The organism is Kitasatospora sp. NPDC088861, assembly GCF_044750105.1.
Classification (GTDB): domain Bacteria; phylum Actinomycetota; class Actinomycetes; order Streptomycetales; family Streptomycetaceae; genus Kitasatospora.
In genome coordinates, this window is the sequence record NZ_JBIVJF010000029.1 from 24,288 (window position 1) to 48,818 (window position 24,531).

The 24,531-nt window shown below is 71.7% G+C and carries 23 protein-coding genes; 7 read left to right on the forward strand and 16 right to left on the reverse strand.

Going from position 1 to position 24,531, the window contains the following annotated elements; translation table 11 throughout:
- Positions 1–102 precede the first annotated feature (102 nt).
- Positions 103–1,347, forward strand: a complete 1,245-nt coding sequence (locus tag ACIP37_RS31680; RefSeq protein WP_400812133.1) for an MFS transporter — start codon at positions 103–105, stop codon at positions 1,345–1,347.
- Positions 1,348–1,424: 77 nt separating this feature from the next.
- On the opposite strand, the gene ACIP37_RS31685 is transcribed toward ACIP37_RS31680, so the two are convergent.
- From ACIP37_RS31685 to ACIP37_RS31715, 7 genes are all read right to left on the reverse strand, one after another.
- Complete coding sequence (locus ACIP37_RS31685) at positions 1,425–2,084, reverse strand: ATP-binding protein (RefSeq protein WP_400812131.1); 660 nt, start codon at positions 2,082–2,084, stop codon at positions 1,425–1,427.
- Between the two features lie 92 nt (positions 2,085–2,176).
- Positions 2,177–3,037, reverse strand: coding sequence for a DUF3592 domain-containing protein (locus tag ACIP37_RS31690; protein ID WP_363589708.1), 861 nt, complete (start codon positions 3,035–3,037; stop codon positions 2,177–2,179).
- 180 nt (positions 3,038–3,217) lie between these two features.
- Entirely contained in the window at positions 3,218–4,297 is a 1,080-nt protein-coding gene (locus tag ACIP37_RS31695; protein WP_400812129.1) for a hypothetical protein, read from the reverse strand.
- A 268-nt stretch (positions 4,298–4,565) separates the two neighbouring features.
- Positions 4,566–5,048 (reverse strand): SRPBCC family protein, encoded by a 483-nt coding sequence (locus ACIP37_RS31700; protein ID WP_400844938.1) that lies wholly within the window; start codon positions 5,046–5,048, stop codon positions 4,566–4,568.
- 718 nt (positions 5,049–5,766) lie between these two features.
- Entirely contained in the window at positions 5,767–7,254 is a 1,488-nt protein-coding gene (locus ACIP37_RS31705; RefSeq protein WP_363632278.1) for an FAD-binding protein, read from the reverse strand.
- Positions 7,255–7,597: 343 nt separating this feature from the next.
- A complete protein-coding gene (locus ACIP37_RS31710; RefSeq protein WP_363632279.1) occupies positions 7,598–9,157 on the reverse strand; it encodes an NAD(P)/FAD-dependent oxidoreductase in 1,560 nt (519 codons plus the stop codon).
- A 17-nt stretch (positions 9,158–9,174) separates the two neighbouring features.
- On the reverse strand, positions 9,175–10,062 hold the full coding sequence (locus ACIP37_RS31715) for a class I SAM-dependent methyltransferase (RefSeq protein ID WP_363589033.1): 888 nt from the start codon (positions 10,060–10,062) through the stop codon (positions 9,175–9,177).
- A gap of 927 nt (positions 10,063–10,989) precedes the next feature.
- On the opposite strand from ACIP37_RS31715, the gene ACIP37_RS31720 reads away from it, so the two are divergent.
- From ACIP37_RS31720 to ACIP37_RS31730, 3 genes are read left to right on the forward strand one after another with little or no spacing between them, the layout of a single operon-like run.
- Positions 10,990–11,250 (forward strand): hypothetical protein, encoded by a 261-nt coding sequence (locus ACIP37_RS31720; RefSeq protein ID WP_063350787.1) that lies wholly within the window; start codon positions 10,990–10,992, stop codon positions 11,248–11,250.
- A 17-nt stretch (positions 11,251–11,267) separates the two neighbouring features.
- The gene (locus ACIP37_RS31725) at positions 11,268–12,251 is read left to right on the forward strand and encodes a beta-ketoacyl-ACP synthase 3 (RefSeq protein ID WP_363589035.1); all 984 of its coding nucleotides are present in this window, start codon (positions 11,268–11,270) and stop codon (positions 12,249–12,251) included.
- Positions 12,248–13,003, forward strand: coding sequence for an SDR family NAD(P)-dependent oxidoreductase (locus tag ACIP37_RS31730; RefSeq protein WP_400810524.1), 756 nt, complete (start codon positions 12,248–12,250; stop codon positions 13,001–13,003). Before ACIP37_RS31725 ends, ACIP37_RS31730 begins: the two co-directional genes overlap by 4 nt.
- 242 nt (positions 13,004–13,245) lie before the next feature.
- Here ACIP37_RS31730 and tpx read toward each other — a convergent pair whose 3' ends face one another.
- The 7 genes from tpx to ACIP37_RS31765 form a co-directional block, all read right to left on the reverse strand.
- Positions 13,246–13,746, reverse strand: a complete 501-nt coding sequence (tpx, locus tag ACIP37_RS31735; protein WP_063350790.1) for a thiol peroxidase — start codon at positions 13,744–13,746, stop codon at positions 13,246–13,248.
- A 335-nt stretch (positions 13,747–14,081) separates the two neighbouring features.
- A complete protein-coding gene (locus ACIP37_RS31740; RefSeq protein ID WP_363589039.1) occupies positions 14,082–14,564 on the reverse strand; it encodes a hypothetical protein in 483 nt (160 codons plus the stop codon).
- 159 nt (positions 14,565–14,723) lie between these two features.
- Positions 14,724–15,371 carry a hypothetical protein gene (locus ACIP37_RS31745; protein WP_400810522.1) on the reverse strand — a complete coding sequence of 216 codons (648 nt, stop codon included), beginning with the start codon at positions 15,369–15,371 and terminating at the stop codon, positions 14,724–14,726.
- Entirely contained in the window at positions 15,368–17,134 is a 1,767-nt protein-coding gene (locus tag ACIP37_RS31750) for an alpha/beta hydrolase (protein ID WP_363632284.1), read from the reverse strand. The genes ACIP37_RS31745 and ACIP37_RS31750 overlap by 4 nt, the downstream gene beginning before the upstream one ends.
- Positions 17,134–17,523 carry a type VII secretion target gene (locus tag ACIP37_RS31755; protein ID WP_363632285.1) on the reverse strand — a complete coding sequence of 130 codons (390 nt, stop codon included), beginning with the start codon at positions 17,521–17,523 and terminating at the stop codon, positions 17,134–17,136. Before ACIP37_RS31755 ends, ACIP37_RS31750 begins: the two co-directional genes overlap by 1 nt.
- 341 nt (positions 17,524–17,864) lie before the next feature.
- The gene (locus ACIP37_RS31760; protein ID WP_400810519.1) at positions 17,865–18,599 is read right to left on the reverse strand and encodes a class I SAM-dependent methyltransferase; all 735 of its coding nucleotides are present in this window, start codon (positions 18,597–18,599) and stop codon (positions 17,865–17,867) included.
- 159 nt (positions 18,600–18,758) lie between these two features.
- Positions 18,759–19,295, reverse strand: coding sequence for a hypothetical protein (locus ACIP37_RS31765; RefSeq protein WP_363589047.1), 537 nt, complete (start codon positions 19,293–19,295; stop codon positions 18,759–18,761).
- A 210-nt stretch (positions 19,296–19,505) separates the two neighbouring features.
- Here ACIP37_RS31765 and ACIP37_RS31770 point away from each other — a divergent pair, with 210 nt between their 5' ends.
- Positions 19,506–20,093: a PadR family transcriptional regulator gene (locus ACIP37_RS31770; RefSeq protein WP_363589049.1), complete on the forward strand. Its 588-nt coding sequence runs from the start codon at positions 19,506–19,508 to the stop codon at positions 20,091–20,093.
- Positions 20,086–21,753: an FAD-dependent monooxygenase gene (locus tag ACIP37_RS31775; RefSeq protein ID WP_400844906.1), complete on the forward strand. Its 1,668-nt coding sequence runs from the start codon at positions 20,086–20,088 to the stop codon at positions 21,751–21,753. Before ACIP37_RS31770 ends, ACIP37_RS31775 begins: the two co-directional genes overlap by 8 nt.
- A gap of 285 nt (positions 21,754–22,038) precedes the next feature.
- Here the strand turns inward: ACIP37_RS31775 and ACIP37_RS31780 are convergent, their stop codons facing one another.
- Together ACIP37_RS31780 and ACIP37_RS31785 are read right to left on the reverse strand one after the other, a co-directional pair.
- Entirely contained in the window at positions 22,039–22,827 is a 789-nt protein-coding gene (locus tag ACIP37_RS31780) for an SDR family NAD(P)-dependent oxidoreductase (RefSeq protein WP_400810514.1), read from the reverse strand.
- Between the two features lie 123 nt (positions 22,828–22,950).
- The gene (locus tag ACIP37_RS31785; protein WP_400810512.1) at positions 22,951–23,514 is read right to left on the reverse strand and encodes a YbaK/EbsC family protein; all 564 of its coding nucleotides are present in this window, start codon (positions 23,512–23,514) and stop codon (positions 22,951–22,953) included.
- A 119-nt stretch (positions 23,515–23,633) separates the two neighbouring features.
- Between ACIP37_RS31785 and ACIP37_RS31790 the strand changes: the two genes are divergently transcribed.
- Positions 23,634–24,521 carry a fructosamine kinase family protein gene (locus ACIP37_RS31790; protein WP_400810510.1) on the forward strand — a complete coding sequence of 296 codons (888 nt, stop codon included), beginning with the start codon at positions 23,634–23,636 and terminating at the stop codon, positions 24,519–24,521.
- Positions 24,522–24,531 lie beyond the last annotated feature (10 nt).

Here is a 24,531-nt window from a genome sequence, read left to right on the forward strand (position 1 = left end):
GTGCCTTCCCGGCGGATCGGTTGTTTGATCCCGCCATTCGCCATCCGCTTTGATGCCGGTGGTCATCGGGTGGTTGTTCGGATCGGCGAAAGGCGTACGGGCATGAACGGGCGGCGGGCACTGGGGCGACGGTTCGGATGGCTGTGGGCGGCGTTCGCGGTCAGCTCCTACGGCTCGGGGCTCGGATTCGGCGCGTTCCCCCTCCTCGCTATCCTCGTGCTGCACTCCGGACCGACCCAGGTGGCGCTGCTGTCCGCCGCGGGGCGGGCAGTGGGGGCCCTGGTCGCTGTGCCGCTCGGTCCGTGGATGGAGTTCCGGCGCAAACGGCCGGTCATGATGGCGATGGACCTGACCCGGTTCGCGGTGCTGTTGAGCGTCCCCGCCGCGTTCGCGCTCGGCCGGCTCAGCTTCGCCCAGCTCCTCGTCGTCTCCGTCGTCACCGCCGCGGCCGACATCGCCTTCAAGGCCGCCGGCGGCGCGTACCTCAAGACGCTCGTGCCAGCCCAGGGCCTGCTCGTCGCGAACAGTCGGTTCGAATCGACGACGTGGACCGCCACCACCATCGGGCCACCGCTCGGCGGGGCCGCCATCGGACTGTTCGGCCCGGTGGTGACCGTGGTCGCCGACGCCCTCAGCTACCTGCTCTCGGCCCTCGGCATCCGCGCCATCGGCGGCACCGAACCGCACCCCGCGCCGACCGGCGCACCACGGCTGCGCGCCGGGGACCTGCTCGAAGGGTGGCGCCACATCCTCGCCCACCCCACACTGCGCCCGCTGTTCCTCAACACGATCGTGGTCAACGGCCTGATCATGGCCGCCGAACCGCTGATGGCCGTACTCCTCCTCGGCCGCCTCGGCTACGCACCCTGGCAGTACGGCCTCGTGTTCGCCTCCCCCTGCGTCGGCGGCCTGCTCGGCTCACGCCTCGCCCGCCCGCTCGCGACGCGCTTCGGACAGCACCGGACGCTGCTCACCGCCGGAGTGCTGCGCGCGTGCTGGCCCATCGGGCTGGCGTTCGTCCAGCCCGGCGCCCCCGGGATCGTCCTCATCGTCACCGTCCAGCTCGGGCTGGTCACCTGCTGCGGCCTGTTCAATCCGCTGCTGGCCACCCACCGGCTCGAACAGATCGACCCCGACAAGCTCGCCCGCACCCTCGCCGCATGGTCGATCAGCAGCAGCGCCGCCATCGCGGCCCTCACCGCCCTCTGGGGCCTGCTGGCCGCCACCACCAGCCCCCGCACCGCGATCGCCGCCGCCGGAATCCTCCTCCTCGCCACCCCGCTGCTGCTCCCGCGTCGCGAGAGGACGCCCCGGAAGGCAGGGGAACAGGCCGCGAGCCTGACCTGAGACGCGGGAGGACCTGGCACACGGGAGCTCGGACAGCTGCCGGCCAGATATCTCAGATGTCCTGGATATCTCGAATGTCAGTACGGCCCACGCCGGTCGTCGAGCTGGACCTCCAACTGCGGCCAGGTCGCGGCCAGGTGTGTGAGGTCGTCCGGCGTCGGGCCGGTGAGTGTCGGGCCGGTGAGCGTTGGGGTGGTGAGCGGGCCGACTGGTGCGCTCGGCTTGAAGTGGACCAGTGTCCCGGTCGTGCCGTCCACCTCGATGGGCTCCAGGCCGGTGACGGGGATGCCGAGTTCGTAGCGCTGGGTCCAGGCTCCGTTGAGACGGCGGTTGGTGTGGACGAGCCAGTCGCTGAGCGCTGCGACGACGGACATGCCGCGCCGGGGATGACCGTCGGGCAGCACTTCGGCCTGTGGGGAGTCGAAGAACCGAAGGTCCTTCGTCGCCATGACCGGCTTCTTCACGCTCCGGCCCCGCTCGTCCACCCGGGTGTCGGTGCCCCGCCCGTCATCCCTGACGGACAGCGAGCCGTCGGCGTGGAGAACGAGGACACAGCGCCCGCCGCCACTGACTGACGCTTCGTCGGCCGCATAGCCGAGGACTTCCAGGACGAGGTGCCAGGGTCCGTCCGGAGCGAACTTCGCCGGGTTCTGCCTGATGTGCGCGAGATGGTCCGTATCGACGGCGCTCGACCAGTCATGTGTCGTGTTGACCCACTGGGCCCTCGGTGCATTCATCGGGCCAGGATGCCGCAGGCCGACGACGGCTCCGGGACCGGCCCCGTGACTGAGGACGGTTCGCTGGCCGATGGTGCTACGGCCGTTGGGTGTCAGAGCAGGACCGCTCCCACGACTGCCGCCGACGCCGTGACGAGAAGGCCCACGATGCCGCTGGTGACTCCGCTCCTCCAGGACCGCTGTGCGGACGCGAGGTCCGGGGTGAAGTCGGCCGGGTCGGCGGGGGAGTAGTGGATCGTGACGTTCCGGCCGTACGAGTTGGTCGGGTCCGGCAGGCCCGAAAAGCAGTAGGCGGTGACGGCCACGCCCTCGTGGGTGGTGAAGGCGACCACCGGCGTCTGGCTGGTGGACGTGTAGCCGTCCTCGTCGGTGCGGACGTTCCTGACGACGGCGACCACACGGCCCGGAACGGGAACCATCGCGGCCAGGGTGTCGAACCGGCTCCGCGCCTGGCGGACCTCCTGGGGCAGGGAGCACGCGAGGAACACGCTCCACGGCGCGCCGACACCGATCAGGGCCCACGGCCAGCCCCAGTCGATCGCGGCGACGACCACCAGCCCGACGTAGATCAGGAACACCGCGAAGTTCGGCCAGCCGAGCCCGTAGCGGCCGGCCCAGAGGTCGTTGGTGAACCGGAAGGCGTGCGGTCTCCCGGGCGGATAGCGGATCCCGATCTCCCGGCCCGTCCAGGCCGTGTTGATCCTGTCGCCGCAGTCACCGTCGTTCGTCACGGTGAACTCCTGCCCGGTGGAGGAGTCTTGGAAGGTGACGACGACCGCTATGCCGTCCCCCTCGGAACCTCCGTGCCGCGGCTCCTGCACCCGCTCGATCCGTCCCATCACCCGGACCGTCCGCTGGGCTCGGGTCACCCCCGCCAGCGACCGCCCGTACCCGAGCAGTGCCAATGTGCCGAACACCCCGCACCAGAGCGCCAGACAGTCGTGCCAGCCCATGTGTCCTCCTCCTGTCCCTCCGGGTACGGTCCGCCGGGGTTTCCTCGCTGCCGTGGCAACCCGTCGCGTGCAAGATCTACCACGTCCGGGCCGGTGGGGAGCCGCGGCGGCCGGCCCAAGTCGGCTGGTGGAAAGCAGTCTTGATGTCGAAGCGCGTCGAGCGCGGGTGAAGCGGGGTGATCAGCGTGCCGGGGTGCGTCGCACCACCTGGCCCTCACCGTTCGCCTCCAGCGAGGCACTGCCCTCGGGCCCGGTCACGCCGACCCTGATCGTGAGGGAGCCGGCGAGATGGTCGGCGGTGATCTGCCAGGACGTCGGGGAGTGGACGCCGAGCGTCGTCTCGGCCTCCTTGACCAGGGCCGGGAACCGCTCGTAGGGCAGGGACAGCGGATCGAACTGGGGGGCCTTCGTGCCGCTCGGGGAGAACACGACCGACAGCACGCGTTCCTGCGCGAAGACGGTGATCGCCTGGCGCGGATCCTTCCCCTCGGTAAGGGAGTTGATGGCCTTGCGCAGTTCGCCGTCGTCGAGGAACGACTGGTCCGGCCCGAGGGAGACAGTCCCGGTCCCGGACGACACCACCGTGGTCGACCACGTCGAAGTGACCGTCGGTGCCGGAGAAGCGGAGTCCTGCTGTTCGAACAGGTCCACGCGGAACAGGAAGACCACGGCAGCCGCGGCGAGCAGCAGGCCGAAGAGCCCGACGAAGCCGGTCGAACGGCCCTCGGGAGGCTCGGTCACCATGGTCGACTCGGGAGCCGAATCCAGCTGAGCGCCGGCCGCCCGCTCCTCCCACTCCGGGGTCGGCCGCTTCACGATCCTCACCCGCCACGGCCTGTCCTGCGGATACTTCACCACCAGGACGCCGCGCGGCCGGTAGTCGGGGAGGTCGACCAGGTTGATGTCCTGAGTGATCCCGACGCGGTAGGCCGGCTCGTCGTCCGGTGCGACGGTGAGATCGAACCGCACCGGCACGTCGCTCGTCTCACCCCCAATGGCGCGCAGGCTCTCGATCATCGCGAGCGCTGTCCGGGGCACGACCGCCGCCTCCCGGGCCCGCCGCGGCGCCCCGGCGAGGAGGAGCAACAGGCCGTAGACGATGGGCAGTCCCAAACCCCCGATGAACAAGGGCACCTTCTCGACGACCACGCCGACGACGAGCGCGGCCAGCGAGCCCCCGATCACGGCCCCCGTCAGGAAACTGCGGGCGAGGGCGACCGGAGTGCTGCGCGGAGGCGGCGCGCTCGGGGTGATCGTCATACGGGTGATTGTGCCGGGCCGGGGTGACAGCCGGTAGGGCTGGGGCGGGCGTTGTTCGCGCGGGGCCGGCGGGGCGCGGAGTGGGCGACGGCTGTCAGTAGTAGTCGGAGCGACGGGCGGAAAGCAGGTCCCGGGTCGCGCCCGTCGCGGGGGCGGTTTCGACGGGTGGCCCGGTTCGCCAGCTCCCGCGGTCGACTTCACGGGAGTTGGCGGTGAGCAGGTGGTCTGTGCGCGAGTCGCGGGTCGGGCACGAGGGGGCCGCGGGTGGCTATCGGGTGTCTGTGTTTGTGTTGTGTGTGAGTTGGTGGTTGAGGTTGGTGAGGGCGTTGTGGGTGGCTTTGGTGTGTTGGTTGGGGATGGTGTGTTTGGGGAGGAGGGTGGGCCATCCGTGGGGGGTGGTGGTGAAGGTGATGGTGAGTTTGGTGTGTTGGTTGTTGTGGGTGGGGGTGAGGGTGTAGGTGGTGGTGCCGGTGAAGTGGCCGGTGTGGGTGGTGGTGAGGGTGTGTGGGGGTGTGATGTGGGTGGTGGTGGCGGTGAAGTGGATTTTGGGTCCGGGTTTGGTGTGGCCGTTGGGGTGGACGGTGATGTGGGTGGTGCCGCCGGGGTGTTCGGGGGTGGGGTTGCCGGGTTGGTGGGTGTTGTGGGGGGTCCACCAGGTGGTGGTGCCGTTGAGTTCGGCGATGAGGTGGTTCCAGACCTGGTGGGTGGGGGCGTGGATGACGGCTTCGTTGACGAGGTCGTAGGTGTGGATGGCGGGCCCTCCTGTCTTTTTCTGGGTTCCTGGAGTTCTGGTGCCTTGCGTTCCTGAGTTCTTTTTTCGGGCGTTCGAGCCTTAGGGTCTTCTGGTTTATTGGTATTTTGGTCTGTATTTCTTTTCTGTCTGTCGCCTGCCGTTCACCGCTTGCCGTTCACCGCTTGCCGCTTGCCGCTTGCCGTTCACCGCTTGCCGTCTGCGGTCCGGCGTTTGTTGCTTGTGTCTGTGGTTTGCTTGTTGGTCTGTTTGTGTTTTTGTGTCTGCTTGTTTTATTGGCGCATGTCTGCTGTGTGCTTGTGCCTGCGCGTGTGTTCTTGTGTCTGGGCTGCCGTGTTTCTGGTGTCTTCTGTTTGCGTGCCTGCGTGCCGACGTTTCCGTGTGCCGCGTGTCGGCGTTTTTGTGCCTGTGTCGGTGCTTGCGTGCCTGTGTGTTTATTTGTCGGTGCTCGTGGCCTGTGGGGCTATGCCGGTGCCTGTGTGCCTATGTCTATGCCTGTGTTGGCGCCTGTGCCTGTGCTCGGTGCTCGTGGCTTGTGCTTGTGCTTGTGTGCCTGCGGCCGGTGGCTCGTGGCCTGTGCGCCTATTCCTGTGCCTGTGTCTGTGTCTGCGTGCGTTACCTGTGTCTGTGTCTGTGTTTGTGTGCGTTACCTGTGTCTGTGTTTCTGTGGGTCTGTTCCTGTGCGTGTTCCTGTGTGTGTTTTTGTGTGTTTGTGTTGTTAGGGGAAGATGTTTTGGCCGGGGGTGAGGGTGTGGGTGGGGTCGTATTTGTGTTTGGTGTTGGTGAGGTTGTTCCATTGGGGGCCGTAGTGGTTTTTCCAGTCGGTGGGGGTCATGTGGGGGATGGCGCCGACGAGGTAGCGTTTGGCGCCGAGGGTGGTGGCGTGGTCGTAGAGGGTGCGGTTGTGGGTGAGTTGGGTGGTGGGGTTGGTGTTGGGGTGGGGGAAGGTGAGGAGGTCGAAGAGGTAGGTGGTGGGTTCGTTGGGGGTGATGGCGTAGGGGTGGGTGATTTTGTTGGTGGGGAAGGGGTAGAAGAGGAGGAGGCCTTGGCCGAGGGTTTCGGGGGTGAGGAGGGGGGTGGCGTAGGTGATGAAGTTGGCGGCTTGGGTGGCGGGGAGGAAGAGGCTGAGCCAGGGTTTGGGTTGGTTCCAGTAGCCGAGGTTTTTGAGGTTTTGGGTCCAGGTGTCGGCGCGGTAGGTGTATTCGCGGTAGGTCTGGTCGGTGATGGTGGTTTGGCCGGGGTCGGGGTTGAGTCCGGTGAGGAGGGGGGTGGGGTTGGGGGGTGTGGTGCCGTTGTAGTAGGTGGCGGTTTCGATTTTGTAGTGGGGGGTGGTGTCGGGTCGGGGGATGATTTCGCCGATTTGGGTGTGGAAGCGGCCGTCGTTGAGGATGGTTTGTTGGTCGGTGAGGTAGGTGGTGAGGTTGTTGTAGTAGAGGTTGAAGACGAGGGCGCGTTGGGGGGCGGGGATGAGTTTGACGGTGGCGCGGATGATGATGCCGAATTGTCCGGCGCCGGCGAGGGCGGCGTGGAAGAGGTCGCGGTTTTTGGTGGGGGTGGCGGTGAGGAGGCGGCCGGTGCCGGTGATGATGTCGATGGATTCGACGGTGTCGGCTTGGAGGCCGTGTTTTTGGACGGTGTTGCCGATGCCGCCGATGCTGATGGTGCCGCCGATGGAGAGGTGGAGGTAGTCGGTGAGGCAGGGTGGGGTGAGGCCTTGGTCGAGGGCGGCGTCGGTGAGTTGGGCCCAGGTGACGCCGGCGTCGACGGTGGCGTTGGTGGGGGTGATGGTGTGGATGCGGTTGAGGGTGCGGGCGTCGATGCTGATGCCGCCGGCGGGGGAGGCCTGGCCGTAGTTGGAGTGTGATTCGAGGTCGTTGTCGGTGCCGCTGCGGCCGTTCATGGCGACTTTGAGGCCGTTGCAGCGGGCGTAGTTGATGATTTTGATGATGTCTTGGTCGGAGCCGGGTTTGAGGACGGCGTGGGGGGTGTTGGTGGTGAGGCGGCCGAAGTCGTGGCTGAATTCGGTGAGGGTGGCGGTGTCGGTGGTGAGGGTGCCGTCGAGGGTGGGGACGGGGGAGAGGTGGCCGTGGGTGGTGGGGGTGTTGGTGGTGGCCCAGGTGCGGGTGGTGGTGTTGTAGGCGGTGATGAGGGCGGTGGTGGCGGTGGTGGTGAGGAGGGTGCGCCTGGTGAGGTTGGGGTTGGGCATGGGGGTCCTGTTCGGGTAGGGGTGGGTGTTGGGGTGGTGTGTGTCTGTTCGTGGTGTGGGTGTCTGATGGTGTGATGTTCTGGGGTTGGCGGCCGGGTGGGCGGCCTGGTGGTGGTTAGTGTGTGAGGGCGGGTGGGTGGGTCCCTGAGGTGGTGGGGGCTGTGTGGGTGTTCGGTTGTCGGTTGTGTGTCCGGTTCTGGTTTCCGGTGGGGTGTTCCTGGGGTGTGGGCCGGCCGGGCGGCGGGGTCCGTGGGTGGGCGGGTGCCGCCCGGCCGTGTTGGGTGTGCCTGTGTGGTTGTGCCCGTGTGCCCGTGTGCCTGTGTGCCGGGCAGGGGGGTGGGGGTTAGGGGGTGGTGTGGGTGACGGTGGCGCGTTGGTAGTTGAGGAGGTCGAAGCGGCGGGTCTGGCGGCGGAAGCGGTAGGTGTAGGTGGGCCAGATGGAGGGGTTGTTGCCGTGTTGGTCGGTGTACCAGCTCTGGCAGCCGCCGGTGTTCCAGACGGTGTTCTTCAGGCGGTCGGTGAGGGTCTGGTTGTAGGTGTTCTGGGCTTCGGGGCGGACCTCGACGGAGGTGATGCCGTGGGTGTCGATGGTTTTGAGGGCGTCGATGATGTAGGCGATCTGGGCTTCGATCATGACGGTCTGGGAGGAGTGGCCCAGGGTGGTGTTGGGGCCCAGGAGCATGAAGAGGTTGGGGAAGCCGTGGATGGTGGTGCCGCGGTGGGCTTTCATGCCGTGGGTGTGCCAGGTGTCGCGCAGGGTGGCTCCGTCGCGGCCGTGGATGCGGCGGGCGACGGGGCGGTCGGTGGCGGTGAAGCCGGTGGCGAGGATGATGGTGTCGATGGTGCGGGTGGTGCCGTCGGCGGTGGTGATGTGGGTGGGGCCGATGTCGGTGATGGTGTCGGAGACGATGTCGACGTTGGGTTGCTGGATGGCGGGGTACCAGGTGTTGGAGAAGAGGAGGCGTTTGCAGCCGACGGTGTAGTCGGGGGTGAGGCGCTGGCGCAGGCCGGGGTCGGGGACGGATTTCTTGAGGTGGCCGGCGGCCATGTTCTTCATGCCGGTGGTGCGGCCTGGGCGGGACATGAAGAACGCGACGATCTCGCGGCCGTTCTTGTTGAAGGCGCGGCGGAAGCGCTGGTAGCCGGGTAGGTGGCGCAGCATCCAGGTGTGGCGCGGGGTGTTGGGCTTGTCGGGTTTGTGGGCGACCCAGGGCGGGGTGCGCTGGTAGAGGTCGAGGCGGGCGACCTGGTTCTGGATGGCGGGGACGAACTGGATGGCGGAGGCGCCGGTGCCGATGACGGCGACGTTGCGGCCGGTGAGGTCGTGGTCGTGGCGCCAGCGGGCGGAGTGGAAGAGGGTGCCGGTGAAGGTGGCCAGGCCCGGCAGGTCGGGGACGGCGGGTTCGGAGAGGTAGCCGGTGCCGGTGATGAGGATCTGCGCGGTGTAGCGGCCGTGGGTGGTGTGGATGCGCCAGTGGCGGTGGTCGGTGTCCCAGTGGGCGTCGAGGAGTTCGTGGCCGTAGCGCAGGTGGGGTTCGACGCCGAAGCGGTGGGCGGTGTCCTTGAGGTAGGCGTGGACTTCGGCCTGGGTGGCGAAGGTGGACTTCCACTCCGGGTTGCGGGCGAAGGAGAAGGAGTAGAGGTGGGCCTGGACGTCGCAGGCGCAGCCGGGGTAGGTGTTGTCGCGCCAGGTGCCGCCGAGGTCGGTGGCGCGTTCGAAGACGAGGAAGTCGTCGGTGCCGGTCTGCAGGAGGCGGATCGCGGTGCCCAGGCCGGAGATGCCGGCGCCGATGATGGCGACTTTGAGGTGGCGTACGGCGGTGGTGTCGGGGTGGGTGGTGGCGCCGGCGGGTTCGGGCTGGTCGGCGCCGGAGGGGGCGGGGTGTTCGGCGGTGGTGGTCATGGCCGGGGTGTCCCCTTTCAGGCGCGGCGGGTGAGGGTGACGCGGAAGTTGTTGAAGATGTGGTCTTCGAGGGTGTAGGCGAAGATGTCGAGGTAGCGCTCGAAGCGCTGGACGGTGGTCTCGTCGGCCATGGCGACGGCTTCGTCGCGGCGGGCGGCCAGGAGCTGGAGCCAGGCGCGGCAGGCGCGGGCGAAGGACTCGGGTTCGTTGCGGATCTCGGTGACCTCGAAGAGGCCGTCGAGGCCGGCGGCGAGTTCGGGCAGGCGCGGGATGTGGCAGCCTTCGAACTCCTCGCGCTGGAGGAACTTGAGGTCGTCCAGGAGCTGGCGGCGCAGCGGGGGGTTCTCGACGGTCATGGTGTGCAGGACGAAGCGGGCGCCGGGCTTGAGGAGGGAGTGGACCTGCTTGAAGAAGACGCGGTAGCGCTGGGTGCGCTCCTTGGGGGTGAGGGAGGAGAGTACGAAGTGTTCGAGGGCGTTGATGCAGAACGCGGCGTCGTAGGGCTCGCCTTCGGCCTTGTGGTCCTCCCAGCTCTCGACGCGGGCGTGGATGGCGGGGTTGTCGAGGGCGGCGACGAAGTCGGCCTGGGTGCGGGAGAGGGTGACGCCGACGGCCTGCTGGACGCCGTGGACGGTGGTGAGGCGGTTGAGCATGGTGCCCCAGCCGCAGCCGATGTCCAGGACCTTGGCCTTGCCGGCGGCCTGGGCGAGGTCGGTGAAGACGTCGAGCTTGCGTTCCTGGGCCTCGTCGAGGGTGGCGACGAGGTCCTCGCCGTCCTCCCAGTAGCCGCCGGAGTACATCATGGTGGGGCCGAGGATGAGCCGGTAGAGGTCGTTGCCGACCTCGTAGTGGTGGCGGATCGCGTCGACGTCGGGGTTGATGGAGCGGGTCTCGGCGGTGGTCATGCGGGTGTGCCCCTGTTCTGATGGCGGATCGGGTGGACTGGACTGGGCTCGGCCGTGTTCGGCCGGGCCGGGTGGTGCCGGGTGGTGCCCGGCCGGGCTCGGCCGGGCGGTGGGGCCGGGGGCGCCGTTGCCCGGGTGGACGGCCGTGTCGGTGGCGGTGGTCGGTCCCGTGCGGTGCGGGCGTTGGTGCCGGTGAGGGCGGTTGGCGGGCGTCCGTGTGGTGGCCGGGCCGCCCTGACGCGGTGCGTGCCCGGTGTGGTGCGTCCCCGGTGCGTGCGTCCCCGGTGCGTGCGTCCCCGGCGCGGTAGGGCCCTGGTGCGGTGGGTCCCGGCATGGTCGCCGGCGGTGCGGTGTCCACGCCGCGGTGCGTCGCGGTGCGGTGTGGTGCGTCCCCGGTGCGTGCGTTCCTGGTGCGGTGGGTCCCGGCACGGTCGCCGGCGGTGCGGCGTTGTGCGGTGCGGCGTTGTGCGGTGCGGTGTCCGCGTCGCGGTGCGGGGTGGTGCGGTGGGTCGCGTCGCGGTGCGGTGTCCGGGCCGTGGTGCGTCGCGGTGGGGGGTGGTGCGGGTCGTTCCCTCCCGGTGCGGCGCGGTGGTGGGTGGTGGGTGTCGTGCGTGTGGGTGCGGTGTCTCGGGTCAGGTAAGCGCGTGTCTCGCAAGCGGTGCGCAAGCGTGGGTGGGGGGCCGGGGTTGCGGGGCGTTTGCGTGGGGGTGGGTTTCATGCGGTTTCGACAAGACACGCGGCCCCCACGGCCTTCCCGGGTTTCCCCGGGGGGTTTTCGGGTTCCGTCGCGGTGCGTCCCGTGGCCTGTGGGCGGCGGGGTGCGCGGTGGCGGTGTCCGTCACCCCCCGGGGGTGTGTTCTCCGGGTCTGTTCTGCCTCATCACGTGTTGGCGCCCGTTCCGGGGCGTCCAGGAAGGAACGATCACTCATGTCCGACATCCCCACCATCGAGGACCTGGCCGCGCAGTTGCAGGCGGTCTCCGGAGCGCAGGAGATCGACGCGGACGCGGCGCTGCAGCACATCGCGGACGTGGACTCGCTGGATCTGATGGAGTGGCTGTACGGGTTCCAGAACCAGTACCCGCACATTCCGGCGGACGAGTCGCTGTTCGCGGACATCGACGACACGACGACGCTGCGGGTGGTGCACGAGCGGATCCTGGCGCTCGTGGGCCAGGCCGGCGTCTGAGCGCGGGGCACTGCTCGATGAGCGGCTTCGACATCACCGGGTGGGGGATCTCGGTCCCCGAGCGCGTGGTGACCAGCGTGGAGCTGGCGGAGCGTTTCGGTGTGGACGAGCACTGGATCGTCTCCAGGTGCGGGATCCGGGAGCGGCGGGCGGTCGGGGCGGGGCAGAGCACCGCGTCGATGGCGGTTCAGGCCGGGCGCCGGGCGCTGGAGCGGGCGGGGCTGTCGGGTGCGGACATCGCGCACCTGATCGTGGCGACGGCGACGCCGGAGCAGCCCTCGCCGGCGACGTCGGCGTTCGTCCACGACGAGCTGGGCATCGCGGGCAGCGCGCACGACGTGAACTCCGAGTGCGCGGGGTTCGTGTACGCGCTGGTGACGGCGGTGGGTCTGCTGCGCATGGATCCGCGGCCGATCCTGGTGATCGGTTCGGACACCCACACGCTGACCGCGAACCCGGCGGACCGGGACCTGTCGATCCTGGTGGGTGACGGGGCCGGTGCGGTGGTCCTGCAGCCCGGCCCGGTGGAGCGGGTCCTGGCGTGGAACCTGGGCGCGGACGGCTCGTGCAAGGACAGTCTGAAGGTCCTGGCGGGGGGTTCGCGGATGCCCACGACCGAGGAGACGGTGCGTCGCGGTCTGCACTACGCGCAGATCAACGGCAACGAGATCTACCTGAACGCGGTGCGCTACACGGTGCGTACGATCCGCGAGACGCTGGAGCAGGCGAAGCTGACGCCGGCGGACGTGGACCATGTGGTGCCGCACCAGGCGAACATCCGGATCATCAACTCGGTGCTCGCCCATACCGGGATTCCCGCGGACCGTCTGGTGGCGAATCTGGACCGGTACGGCAACACCGCTTCGGCGTCGATCCCGATCGCGCTGGCGGAGGCGTTGGACGCCGGGCGTATCCAGGACGGGGACACGGTGCTGCTGGCCGGGTTCGGTGCCGGGATGACGTGGGGTTCGGTCCTGTTGACGTGGGGAGGGGCGCGGTGAGCGGCAAGGGTGCTTTCGGGCAGCGGCCGGCGTCCCCGGTGGCGCTGGTGACCGGCGCTTCGGGGGGGCTGGGCCGGGAGCTGGCGCTGGCGCTGGACGCGGCCGGGTGCCGGGTCGCGGTGCACTACAACAGTGCCCGCCAGGGCGCGGAGGAGGTGGCGGGCAAGCTGGCCGGCGACCATGTCCTGGTCAGTGGGGACGTCGCGGACTACGCGCAGGTCACCGCGATGTACGAGCGGATCACCGAGGCGCTGGGCCCGGTGGACGTGCTCGTCAACAACGGGGCGGTGCGCAGGGATGCGCTGATGGCCATGCAGGATCCGGCGCAGTGGCGGCAGGTGATCGACACGAACCTGGTCGGTTCCTTCCACACCGCGCGGGTGTGCGTGCCGGCGATGCTGCGGGCCCGCTGGGGCAGGGTGGTCAACATCGTCTCCCCGTCCGCGCTGATCGCCACCGCCGGGCAGACCGCCTACGCGGCGTCCAAGGCGGGGCTGATCGGGCTGACCCGCACGCTGGCGGCGGAGTGCGGGCGCCGGGGGGTGACGGTGAACGCGCTGTCGCCCGGGTTCATGATCACGGGGATGACGGACACCCTGCCCGAGCACGTGGTCGCCGGGATGCGGGAGAAGGTGCCGGTGCCGCGGTTCGTGACCCCGCAGGAGGTCGCCCGTTCCATCGGGCTCTTCCTCGACCAGGACTGCATGACCGGACAGGTCATCAGCATCGACTCGGGAGCCTCCATCACCTGACCCGCCCCTGTTCCCGGCCCGCCCGGCCCCCTTCCCGGCCCGCCCTCCTTGGTGAAGACCTGGGGGGCGGGCCGGGCGGCGTGCGCGGGCGGTGTGCGCGGGCCGGCCCGGGGCCGGGGGCGGGTGTGCCGCGGGGGTTCTAGGCGCGATGCCGGTGACTTAGCAACGATCGCGAGCCGCTGACCTGCGGCAGTGTTTCGGCCAGAGGGCCGTGGAAGACCGCAAAGTCACCGGCATCGGTTCTAGGCGAGGACGGCGAGCGCGGCCTCGTAGTTCGGCTCGTCGGCGATCTCCGCGACCAGTTCGGTGTGCAGGACGGTGTCGTTCTCGTCCAGGACGACGACGGCGCGGGCGGTCAGCCCCGCCAGCGGGCCGTCGGCCAGGGCCACGCCGTAGTTCTCGTGGAAGTCGCGTCCGCGCAGGGTGGACAGGGTCCGGACGCTGTCCAGGCCCTCGGCGCCGCAGAAGCGGGCCTGCGCGAACGGCAGGTCGGCGGAGATGCACAGCACCACGGTGTTGGCCAGCGAGCCGGCCTTGGCGTTGAAGGTGCGCACCGAGGTGGCGCAGGTGGGGGTGTCGATGCTGGGGAAGATGTTGAGGACCTTGCGCTTGCCGGCGAAGTCCTGCAGCGAGGTGTCGGCGAGTCCCTCGCCGACCAGCGTGAACGCCGGGGCCTGGCTGCCGGCCTGGGGCAGCGCGCCGCCGACCTGGACCGGGTTCCCCTTCAGCGTGACCTGAGCCATGAAAAGCCTCCTACCAGCGTGGAATGTGGTGACAACGCCGCCGATCCTACTGCGCGCGCCCGGTCCCGGACGCCGGGCGGCCATCCCTCGGACGCGGGAGGGCGTGGGGTGCCGCCACCGTGCCTGCCGGCACGTCTGCCGGCACGTCTGCCGGCACGTCTGCCGGTGCGTCTGCCGGCACGTCTGCCGGTGGGTCTGCCGGTGCGCTCACCGGTGCGTCTGCCGGTGGGTCTGCCGGTGCGCTCACCGGTGCGTCTGCCGGCGGGGCTGGCGGTGAGCCTGCCGGTGCCGCTCGCCGGCGGGTCTGCGGGTGTGCCCGCCAACGGGTCTGGCGTTCAGGCGGACCAGAACGGGTCGTCGTGGCGGGGCAGGACGTCCAGGGTGCCGTCGGGCAGGGTCGGTTCGGGCACGTAGGTGCCGAAGGGGTCGCGGTCGCGGATGACGGGGATGGGGCCGACGGTGGCCTGGAAGGTGATGTTCCCAGCGGCGCCGAACAGCACGGCGACGCCGTATCCGGCGGGTGTGGTGGCGAACATGGCGGGCTGGCGGGGGTTGACGGCGGTGATCCGGTAGCCGCGGTCCTGCCAGCCGCGTTCGGTGACGCCCAGCAGCGCCCCGTACTTGGCGGGGGCGACCCGGGTGGTGACGTGCCGTTCGCGGGTGGCGGTGGCGTAGCCCAGGGAGCGGTCCTGGAGGCCGCCGGTGGTCTGCTCGGTGGAGCGCGGCCAGCCGTCCCGGTGGCGCAGCGGGGGGCGGATGGCGGACATCGCCTCGTCGAGGAGCGCGTCGAGGGTGTGGACGGCCTGTTCGGGGGTCATGGCGGGGGCCTTCGGCTGGTGCGGGGTCACGCGGCGGGGGCGGGGCGGGTCCTGGCGAGGGGACGGGTCCTGGCGAGGGGGCGGGGGCGGGCCCTGGGGAGGGGCGGGTCCTGGCGAGGGGACGGCGGGTCCGGGGAGGGTGTGGCGGGCGGGGGCGGGTCAGGTGGACCAGTAGGGGTCGTCGTAGGCGGGGAGGATGTCGGGGCTGCCGCCGGGCAGGGTCGGTTCGGGGGTGGGGGTGCCGAAGGGGTCGGCGCCGTGGGGGAGCGGGATGGGTCCCACCGCCGCGCTGATGTCGATGTTGCCGGCGTAGGGGTGGATGGTGATGCCGAGGCTTGCGCCGTCGGGGGTGGTGGCGGCCACGCTGTCGGGGCCGGTGGTGAGGCGGTAGCCCTTGGTCTGCCAGGTGCCGCGTACCGCGTCGAGCAGGGCGCCGTACTTGGCGGGGGCGACCTTGGTCGTGATGTTGCGCCGGCGTGAGGCCCGGGCGTAGCCCAGGGAGTGCTCGTCCAGGCCCTTGGCGTACTGCTCGCGCCAGTCGGGCCAGGCGTCCCGGTAGCGCAGTGCGGGCTGGATGCCGGAGGTCGCCTCCTGGAGCAGGTCGTCGAGCCGGTGCAGGGCCTGTGCGGGCTGCATGAGCGGGCCGGGTGTCGCGCTGGTGTCCCCGCCCCCGCCCCCGCCGCCGGTGGCGGCGCAGCCGCCGGCGGTCAGGGCGAGGGCGAGGGCGGCGCAGGCCGCGGCCAGGGGCGCCGGCCGGGAAGCGGGCCGGGGGACGGGCCGGGGGGTCTGGTGGGGGGTCTGGTTCATCGCTGGCCCTGGGTTTTCACGTTGTCGTACCGGCCGGCCACGATCTGGCCGATGTTGTTGACCGATTCCAGGGTCTTGGAGTCCTTCTCGCCGGGGTCGGTCATGTAGTCGGAGTGGGACTGGAAGGAGTTCTCCGCTCCGTCGGCGACTTTGAACCGGTTGGCGCCGAACTCCTCGCCGGCGGGGTCCTGGCCGAACCAGAGCTGGTTGTCGGGGCCGAACCAGTCGTACACCTTGTCGGCGATGTAGCCGCCGCCGAGCATGCCGAGCGGGCCGGCGGAGGCGCCGCCCAGGACGCCGCCGAGGTCGTTGGAGACGCGGCCCTTGGAGGGCAGGTGGCTGACCGGGTCGTTCTCGGCGTCGCCGACCCACACGTGGTGGGGGTCGATGTGCAGCTGGGAGGCGTTGGCGGCGCCGGTGCCGGGGGAGCCGACCAGGATGATGTCGTCGGCGCCGGTGCCGCCGGGGCGCTGTGCGCCCAGGCCCACGGTGGTGGAGCCGTAGCTGTGGGCGAGGGCGACCAGGTGCGCGGGGGTGCCCTCGTGGGTGGCGCGCAGTCCGGCCATGAACGTGTCGTAGGCGGCGCCGCCCTTGGCGGCGCGGTCGGTGTCCATCACGTCCAGGGGCCGGGTGTCGCCGTCGGCGAGTTTCTCCAGTCCGGGCGGCGGGTCGTAGCCGAGCCAGACCATGGAGGCGGTCGCGCTGGTGGGGTCGGCGTTGTGCGCGGCGGTCCACACGTTCAGGGCCCGGTCGGCGTCCTTGCCGCCGACGGCGGACAGTGTGGTGCCCAGTCCCGGCACGTAGGCGCTGACGTTCTTCGCGGTGTCGGGGTCGCCGAAGGACAGGATGCCGCGGCCCTGGCCCTGTTCGCCGACGCCCAGCAGGAACGCGGGCGGCTGCTTGCCGTTCTGCACGTTCAGCTTGTCCCGGATCGCGCGGAAGCCGTCCAGTTTCTGCTTGTCGTCGTCCGACGGGTTCGGCTTGTGCTCGTAGGTGTCGATCAGGTGTGCCAGGTTGAGGCGGTTGGCCTGGTCGCGGGCGGTGGCGGGGATGCCGTCGCGCAGGCCCAGCAGGTCGGGGTGGGCCTGGAGCAGGCGCTGCTGCTCGTCCGGGGTCAGGCCCTTCCACCAGGAGTTGACCTCGGTGGGGGCGGCGCCGGCGGGCGGCCAGCCGGCGGCCATCAGGCCGGTGCCGAGCTCGTCGACGGCCTTGCGGTCGGCGCCGGCCTGCGTCAGGTCCAGTCCGGTGCCGGTGCGGGCCCGCACGGTCAGGTCGTCCAGCAGCTTGGCGATCTTCTGGTCGGCGCCGTCGGCCTCGGTGACGGCGTGGGAGATGCGATCCGCCAGGGCCCTGGCCCGCTGCGGCGTGTCGTAGCCGGGGTCGTGGCGTTCGGCCTGCGAGGGCGCCGGCCAGCTGACCGTGCCGTCCTCGGCGACCGTCAGCCCCGCGCCCTGCGCCTCCTGGAGGGCCTCCTTCAGCTTGGACTGCGCCAGCTGGAAGCTCTCCGAGGCCTCGCGCAGCAGTCCCGAGACCGCGGACATCTCGGTGTGCGCGGCGTCCAGGCGCCCGCTGGTGCGCTGCAGGGAGGCGTTGGCGGCGCCGGCCGCGGTGCCGACCCACTGGCTGTTGAAGACGTGCTTGGTGACCTCGGTGTCCATCGCCTGGACGTGCTTGCCGAACGCGCCGGCCAGGGTGTCGTAGGCGCCGGCGGCGCCGGCCAGGGAGGACAGGTCCGCGTCGCGCAGCTGGGCGAGGGTGACCATCAGTTCACCGCCGGCGCGTAGGGTCCGGCGCCGGGCGGCTTGAGGGCGCCGGCGTTGCCCGTGTCGGTGCCGCGGTAGTTGCCGGCGGTCTGGCCCAGTTTCAGGCTCACCCCGTCCACCTCCGAGGCCAGCTTGTTCAGGCACTCCTCCCACGCCGCCGTGCAGGCGTGCAGCGACGCCCCGGTGCGCCAGCCCGACAGCGCCGCGACCGCCGTGTCGGAGGGCTCGTGGATGTGCTTGAGCTCGCCCGGCATCGCCTCACCGGTGTCCTTGGCGACCTTCGCCGCCGCGTCCAGGTCCACCGGGTTCACCCCGAACAGGGACCCGCCCGCCGGCGGCCCGTACGGCCCGTACAGGCCAGGCCCGTCGGAGCCCGCGTACGCGTTCATGGATCCCGTCCCCCCGCTGGTCGACCTACTGCCGTGCCCGCCTCGGGGCCGGGCTCGCGGCCGGGGTCCCGTGCGGGCATGCGAAACCGCACGCTTGTACGGTTCGCGTCGAAGCATGGCGAAAATAGCAGATCAGCCCACCGGCGCCGACCCGGCCGCGACCCGGCCGCGGCCCGGCGCCTGCCCGGTGACGGTCCGGAGCCTGCCCGGTGACGGCCCGGGGGAGGCTTTCGGTGCCCGTGTCCCGGGGGTGGCGCCCCGTCACCCGGGCGCGCACGGCGGATCCGGGGCAGGGACGGGCGGACGGTGGGGCGACCGGGCGGCCGGGTGGTGGCGCGGGTCTACGGCTGCGGTGGCCGGGCGGCGATGAAGACGAGTTCGCGGCCCGGCCGGTCGGGGGCGTCGCGGACCTCGCGCAGGATGAAGCCGTGGGCGGCCAAGTCCGCTTCCACCTCGCCGCGTTGGCGAAAGCGCAGGGTGGAGGTGGAGGTGAGCCGCTGCCCGTCGGCGGTGAACCCGTAGGTCCAGCGGAAGGTCACCAGTGGGCCGTCGACGGCGACCAGGTCGATCCAGGTCTCGACCGGGCCGGTGCCGGGGACGTCGGTGACGGTGCGGGTGGCGTCGCGGTGCCAGTCCTCCCAGGCCCGCCGGGCCGGGTCGCGGGTCTCGAACACCAGGTGCCCGCCCGGGCGCAGCGCCGCGAAGGCCCGGGCGAGGGTGGCGTGCCACAGGCGCGGGTCGGTGATCTCCTGGGCGGTGTTCGCGGTCATGGTCACCAGGTCGGCCCGCAGCGGGGGCAGGGTCCTGGCGTCGCCGTGGATCCAGCGCACGCGCCCGGCGCCGGGTTTGGCCCGGGCCACCTCCAGGCACGCCCGGGCCGGGTCCACGGCGACGACCTCGGCCCCGCGTGCGGCCAGCAGCAGCGCGAACACCCCGGTCCCGCACCCGAGGTCCAGCACCGTGCGCGCGCCGAGGCCCGCGGCGAGGGCGAGGTAGACGTCCAGGTCGTCGCGGCCGGCCTGCAGCGCGTCGTAGAGCGCGGCGAGCCGGGGGTGGGTGAAGTTCTCGTCGGCCATGCGGGCGACGGTAGCGGCGAAGGGCGCCGCGAGGCCGCTGTCATCCGCCGTCCCGCCCGGATCCGCCGCCCGGACCCGCCGCCCGGTGGTGTCGGCCGGCCGGGCTGGACCGGCTGGGCCGAACCGGGCCGGGCGCAGGGAGGGTTGGGCCCGGGCGGCTCAGGAGGCGGGGCCCGCCGGCCCGGCCGGGGAGTGCCAGGGGTAGTCGGGGTCCTCGGTGATCCGTACCTGCTGCGGGGCGTCGCGGGGGAAGGTCCAGATCCGTCCCAGGGTGCTGGTGGCGGTCACCGTGGTGTCGTCCAGGGCGACGTCGGCGAACGGGTTGGACGAGCAGGAGATCGCGAGCCACTCCAGGGTGTTCTCCTCGTCGTCGCGGGTCAGCGCGACCCAGCCGATGCTGCCGTGCTCGGACGCCTCGCCCGCGAGCGCGCGGCTGCCGGCGTGGGTGCTGGTGGCGAACACCGTGTCGACGTCCGTCCAGTCGGTGGGGGTCCACGTGCCGGCCCGCAGCAGTTCCCCCCAACTCCACTGCTGGGCCCGCGGGTCGTGGAGCCGGTCGGCGGGGGAGAGCCGCATGAGCCGCATCACCGACAGCGACCCGTCGCCGAACACGATGAAGTCCCCGTGGGGCGCCTCGCGGGCACGCCAGCGCTCATGGACCAGGCCGGCCCGGGGCCGTGCGTCGTCGAAAGCCATGCCCGCCATGATCGCACCCGGCGGCGCCCCGGCCGCGGCCGGGCCCGAACTCCCCCGCGCCGCGCGGCCGGTGCGGCACGGCCCGGCGGCGGGCGACCCGGGCCACCCCCTCCACATACTCGGATCCGAGTAGTACGATCCGAGTAGTACGATCCGAGTATCACGCCCGGGGCCCCGGCCCCGGGGCCCCGCGTGCGACCACGGAGTGCCATGACCGCCAAACGACCCGCCAACCCCCTGGCCCTGGCCCTGCTCGGCCTGCTCCTCGAACAGCCCCTGCACCCCCACGCCATGGCCACCACCCTGCGCGAGCGCCACCTCGACCAGGCCTTCAAACTGACCACCGGTTCGCTCTACGACACGGTGCGCGCCCTGGCCCGCGACGGCTGGATCGAGGCCACCGACACCGAACAGGTCGGCGCGCGCCCCACCCGCACCGTCTACCGCCACACCCCCCAGGGCCGCCAGTACTTCACCCAGTGGCTGGACGAACTCATCCGCGAACCCTCCCGCGAATACCCGAAATTCCTGTCCGCCGTCAGCTACCTCGGCGCCCTGGGACCACACCGCGCCGCCCAGGCACTGCGCGAACGGGCCGCCGCCCTGCACACCCGCATCACCGAGAGCGAACACGCCCACCACAGCGCCACCCACGAACACCACGCCCCCCGACTGTTCGTCATCGAGGCCGAGTACGCCCACGCCATGCTGCACGCCGAACGCCAATGGGTCCTGCGCACCGCCGAGGAGATCGAACAGGGCACCCTGGCCTGGCCGGAGGCCGCCCCCGATGCCTGACACCCCCGCACCCGCACCCATCCCCGCCGCCACGCCCATGTCCGCGCCGGCCGGTACCGGACAGCGCTTACCCGCCGCCGCGCCCGGGGCCGCCGCGCCCGGAGCCGCCGCGCCCGGGGCCGCAGACGCGGGCGTCCTGGTCGTCGGCGCCGGCCCCGCCGGCCTGATGCTGGCCTGCGAACTGGCCCTGGCCCGCGTGCGCACCGTGCTCCTGGAACGTGACCCCGCCCCGCCCGGCTTCTGCCGCGGCTTCAACCTCAACGCCCGCAGCCTGGAACTGCTGGAACGCCGCGGCCTGGCCGAACGCCTCCTCGCCGAAGGCCCCACCGCGGCGACCACCGCGTTCACCGCACAGGCCCGCCTCGACCTCGCCGCCATGCGCACCCGCCACCCCTACGTCCTGGGCATCGCCCAGACCAGGGTGGAGGAGATCCTCACCGAACACGCCCACCACCTGGGCGTACGCATCCTGCGCGGCCACCGCCTGAACGCCCTCGACCTCGACGACGACGGCGTCCACGCCCACACCGACACCCCCGACGGCCCCGCACTGCTGCACGCCGGCTGGCTGGCCGGCTGCGACGGCGGCCGCAGCACCGTACGCAAACTCGCCGCCATCGCCTTCCCCGGCACCCCCGCCCGCCGCTTCACCCTGCTCGCGGACGTGGTCCTGACCGACCCCCGGCAGATCCCCTTCGGCGTGAACACCGGCCCGGGCGGCACCGTGTTCGCCATCCCCAGGCCCGGCTACGTCCGCCTGATCACCGCAGACCCCCACCCGCCCCAGGACCGGCACGAACCCCTCACCCTGCCCCGCTTCCAGCAGGCACTGGACCACGCCCTGGGACACCGCGTCCCGATCGCCCGCGCCCACTGGCTGACCCGCTTCGGCGACGCCGCCCGCCTGGCCGAACGGCTGCGCCAGGGCCGGGTCCTGCTGGCGGGAGACGCTGCCCACATCCACCCGCCCGCCGGCGCCATCGGCGTCAACGCCGCCATCGACGACGCGATGAACCTCGGCTGGAAACTCGCCCTCGTCGCCCGCGGACAAGCCCCCGAAACCCTCCTGGACACCTACCACACCGAACGGCACGCGGCCGGCGCCAGACTGCTGCGCAACACCCGCGCCCAGGCACTGCTCGCCGGCGACGACGAGGAACTCGCGCCGGTGCGCGACCTGCTCGCCGAACTCGCACAGGCCAAGGACACGGCCGGCCCCCTGGCCGAGGAGATCACCGGCATCGCCACCCGCTACCCGGCCCCCCACGGCAGCGGCCACCCCTGGGAAGGCGCGATGGTCCCGGACATCCCCCTCCAACACGACACCCTCCACGACGAAACCCTCCAACACGGCGCCCTGATACCACTGCTGGCCCACACCGGCGCCGGCGCCCTGCTCCTGGAGGACACCACCGCGGCCGAGGCGCTGCGCACGGCGGCCGGCCCCTGGGCGGACCGGGTGAGCGCGGCGACGGTGCGGCCCGGCGCCCTGCCCGACACGCCCGCGGTCCTGGTGCGCCCGGACGGCCACGCCGCCTGGACCGCACCACCCGACCAGGCACCCCAGACCGCCGCCGAACAGCTGCGCGCGGCCCTGCACCTGTGGTTCGGGCACCCGGCGGCGGCGGTGCCGGGGCCGGGGGCGCCCGACCTCCCGTAACGCGGCGCCGGGTTCCGCGCGGGGTCCGGGTGCTCCGGCCATCCGGCCGTGTGCCGCCGGTGTGCCGCCGGGCGAACCGGCGGTGGTGCGCGAGGCGTTGGCGGCGTCCGCGGCACAGGGGTCCGCTGTGCCGCGAGGCCCGTCCCGCCCGCCCGCCGTCCTGCCCGCCGTCCCGCCCGCCGGGCGGGGCAGCTCCCGCGGCCGCCCGGGGCGGCGGGTTGCCCGGGCCCGGGTACGGCCTGCGCGCGGTACGGCCTGTGCGCGGTGCGGCCCCCGCTGCGGCCGCTACAGGTTGACGCCGCCGGTGACGTCGATCTTGGTGCCGGTGATCCAGCGGGCGTCGTCGGAGGCGAGGAAGGCGACCGCGTCGGCGATGTCCGGGATCTCGCCGATCCGGCCGAGGGCGGTCAGGGCGAGGTTGCGTTCCAGGTTCGCCGGGTCGGCCAGCACGTCGGCGGTCATGTCGGTGCGGGTGAACCCGACGACGACGGAGTTGACGGTGATGTTGCGGGGTCCGAGGTACTTGGCCAGGGTGTGGCCGAACACCTCCAGGGCGCCCTTGGTGAGCGGGTAGCCGATGCCGTGGGCGGAGGCGATACGGGTGGAGACGGAGGAGATGTTGATGATCCGGCCGCCGTCGTGCAGCCGTGGCAGCAGCCGCTGGGTGAGGAAGAACGGCGCCTTGACGTTGACCGCGACCATCTCGTCGAACTCCTCGGGAGTGAGGACCTCGATCGGGCGCCCCATGAGATTGAGCCCGGCATTGTGGACCAGGATGTCGAGCGCCGCTTCCCCGTGCGCGCGCAGCCCGGCCTCCAGCCCGCCCACGAGGGTGTCCACGTCGCCGGGAACGCCCAGTTCGGCGCCCACGGTTAACGCCCGGCCACCGGCCCCGGCGATCGCCGCGACGCACTCCTTCGCCGCCGCCTCGTTGCTGCCGTAGTGCACGGCGACCAGGGCGCCGTCCCGGGCCAGGCGTTCGGCGATGCCCCGCCCGATGCCCCGCCCGATGCCCCGCCCGATGCCCCGGCTGGCGCCGGTGACCAGCGCGACCTTCCCGCTGAGGTTTCCCATGTCCACCCTTTCGACCGTGTTCCGCCCAGATCCCGCCGCCCGACCCCCAAGGTCAGCCTCAGCCGGGTTTGACGTCCACTCAGGTACTGCGGGGTATGGTGCCCGGCCACGGCCCCGCCGGGCTCAGGCGGCCAGGCCCGGGAGGACCTCGGCGCCGGGCAGCCGGGCCACCGCCCAGCCGGGCAGGATCAGCTTGCCCCGCCGCCGCCCGCTGCCGATGAGCACGTGATCGGCGGCGGCCACCGCCTCGTCGACCAGCAGCGGCCAGCCGTCCGGCAGGCCGACGGCGGTGATGCCGCCGTACTCCATGCCGGTGGCGGCGACGGCGACGTCCACCGGCGCGAAGGAGGCCTTGCGCGCGCCCAGGTGCCTGCGCACGGCGGTGTTGACGTCCAGGCGGGTGTCGGCGCGCACCAGGCAGGCGGCCAAGGTGACGTCGCCGCCGCGTCTGGCGGCGACCACCACGCAGTTCGCGGAGAGCTCCAGCGGCACGTCGTAGGCCTGGCAGAACACCGCGGTGTCCGCCTTGTCGGGGTCGGTGTCCACGTACAGCACGGATCCGGCCCACCGTTGCGCGTCCGCGTTCTTCAACGCGTCGGCGACGGGGGCGGCGAGGTCGCCGCAGACCTCGATCGCCGCGCGGACGAGGGTGAAGTTCCCGAACGGGGCGCGCACGTTCTCGTTCATGCAGCGGACTGTACCGCGCACCCCGGCAGGCCTGGCGCGGGTCCTGCCGCTGCCCCCGGGGCGGCGAAATCCGGTGCCGGCCGGAGTCGGTGGCGCCGGGCGCGGGAAAGGGGCCCGCCATGGAAGATCTTGCGCAGAACACCGATGAGGCGGCCGCCGGACACGACGGTCCGCCGCCGCACCTGCTCCCCGGCCCGCCGGCGCACGCGGTGCGCCTGGCCGGCGGCGCCGCGAACACCGTCTGGCTGGTCACCCTGGCCGGCGGCGGACGCGTGGTGGTGAAGTCCACCCCGGCACTGGCCCCCGACGCGTACGCGAAGGAGGCCCAGGGCCTGCAAGCCCTGCGCACCCACGGCGCGCTGGCGACCCCGCGGGTGCTGGCCCTTCACCCGGACGGCCTGGTCCTGGAAGCCCTCGAACAGCCGCCCGCGCACGACACCGGCTTCTGGGAACGCGCCGCACACGCGCTGGCCGGCCTGCACGCCACCACCGGACAGCGCTTCGGCTGGGCCGAGGACGGCTGGCTCGGCCGCCTGGCACAGCGCAACCCCTGGACCGAGGACGGACACGAGTTCTTCGCCCGCCACCGCCTGCTGCGCTACCTCGACGAACCCCTGGCACGCCAGGTGCTCGGGCCCCGGGGCCGCGCCGACCTGGAACGGATCTGCGACCGGCTGCCCCAACTCCTCCCCGCCGCACCACCCGTCCTCACCCACGGCGACCTGTGGCACGGCAACATCCTCGCCCGCCCGGACGCGACACCGGCGTTCATCGACCCGGCGGTGTGCTGGACGTGGGCGGAGACGGACCTGAGCATGATGTTCTGCACCGGCGGCGTCCCCGCCCGCTTCTTCGACGCCTACCGCGAACACCACCCCCTCACCGACGGCTGGCAGGACCGCATGCGGCTGCTCCACCTGCGCGAACAGCTCAGCTGCGCCGCCCACTTCGGCGCGCGCGACGGCCACACCGGCGACCTGCTCGACGTGCTGCGCACCTACCGCTGACGCGGGCCGC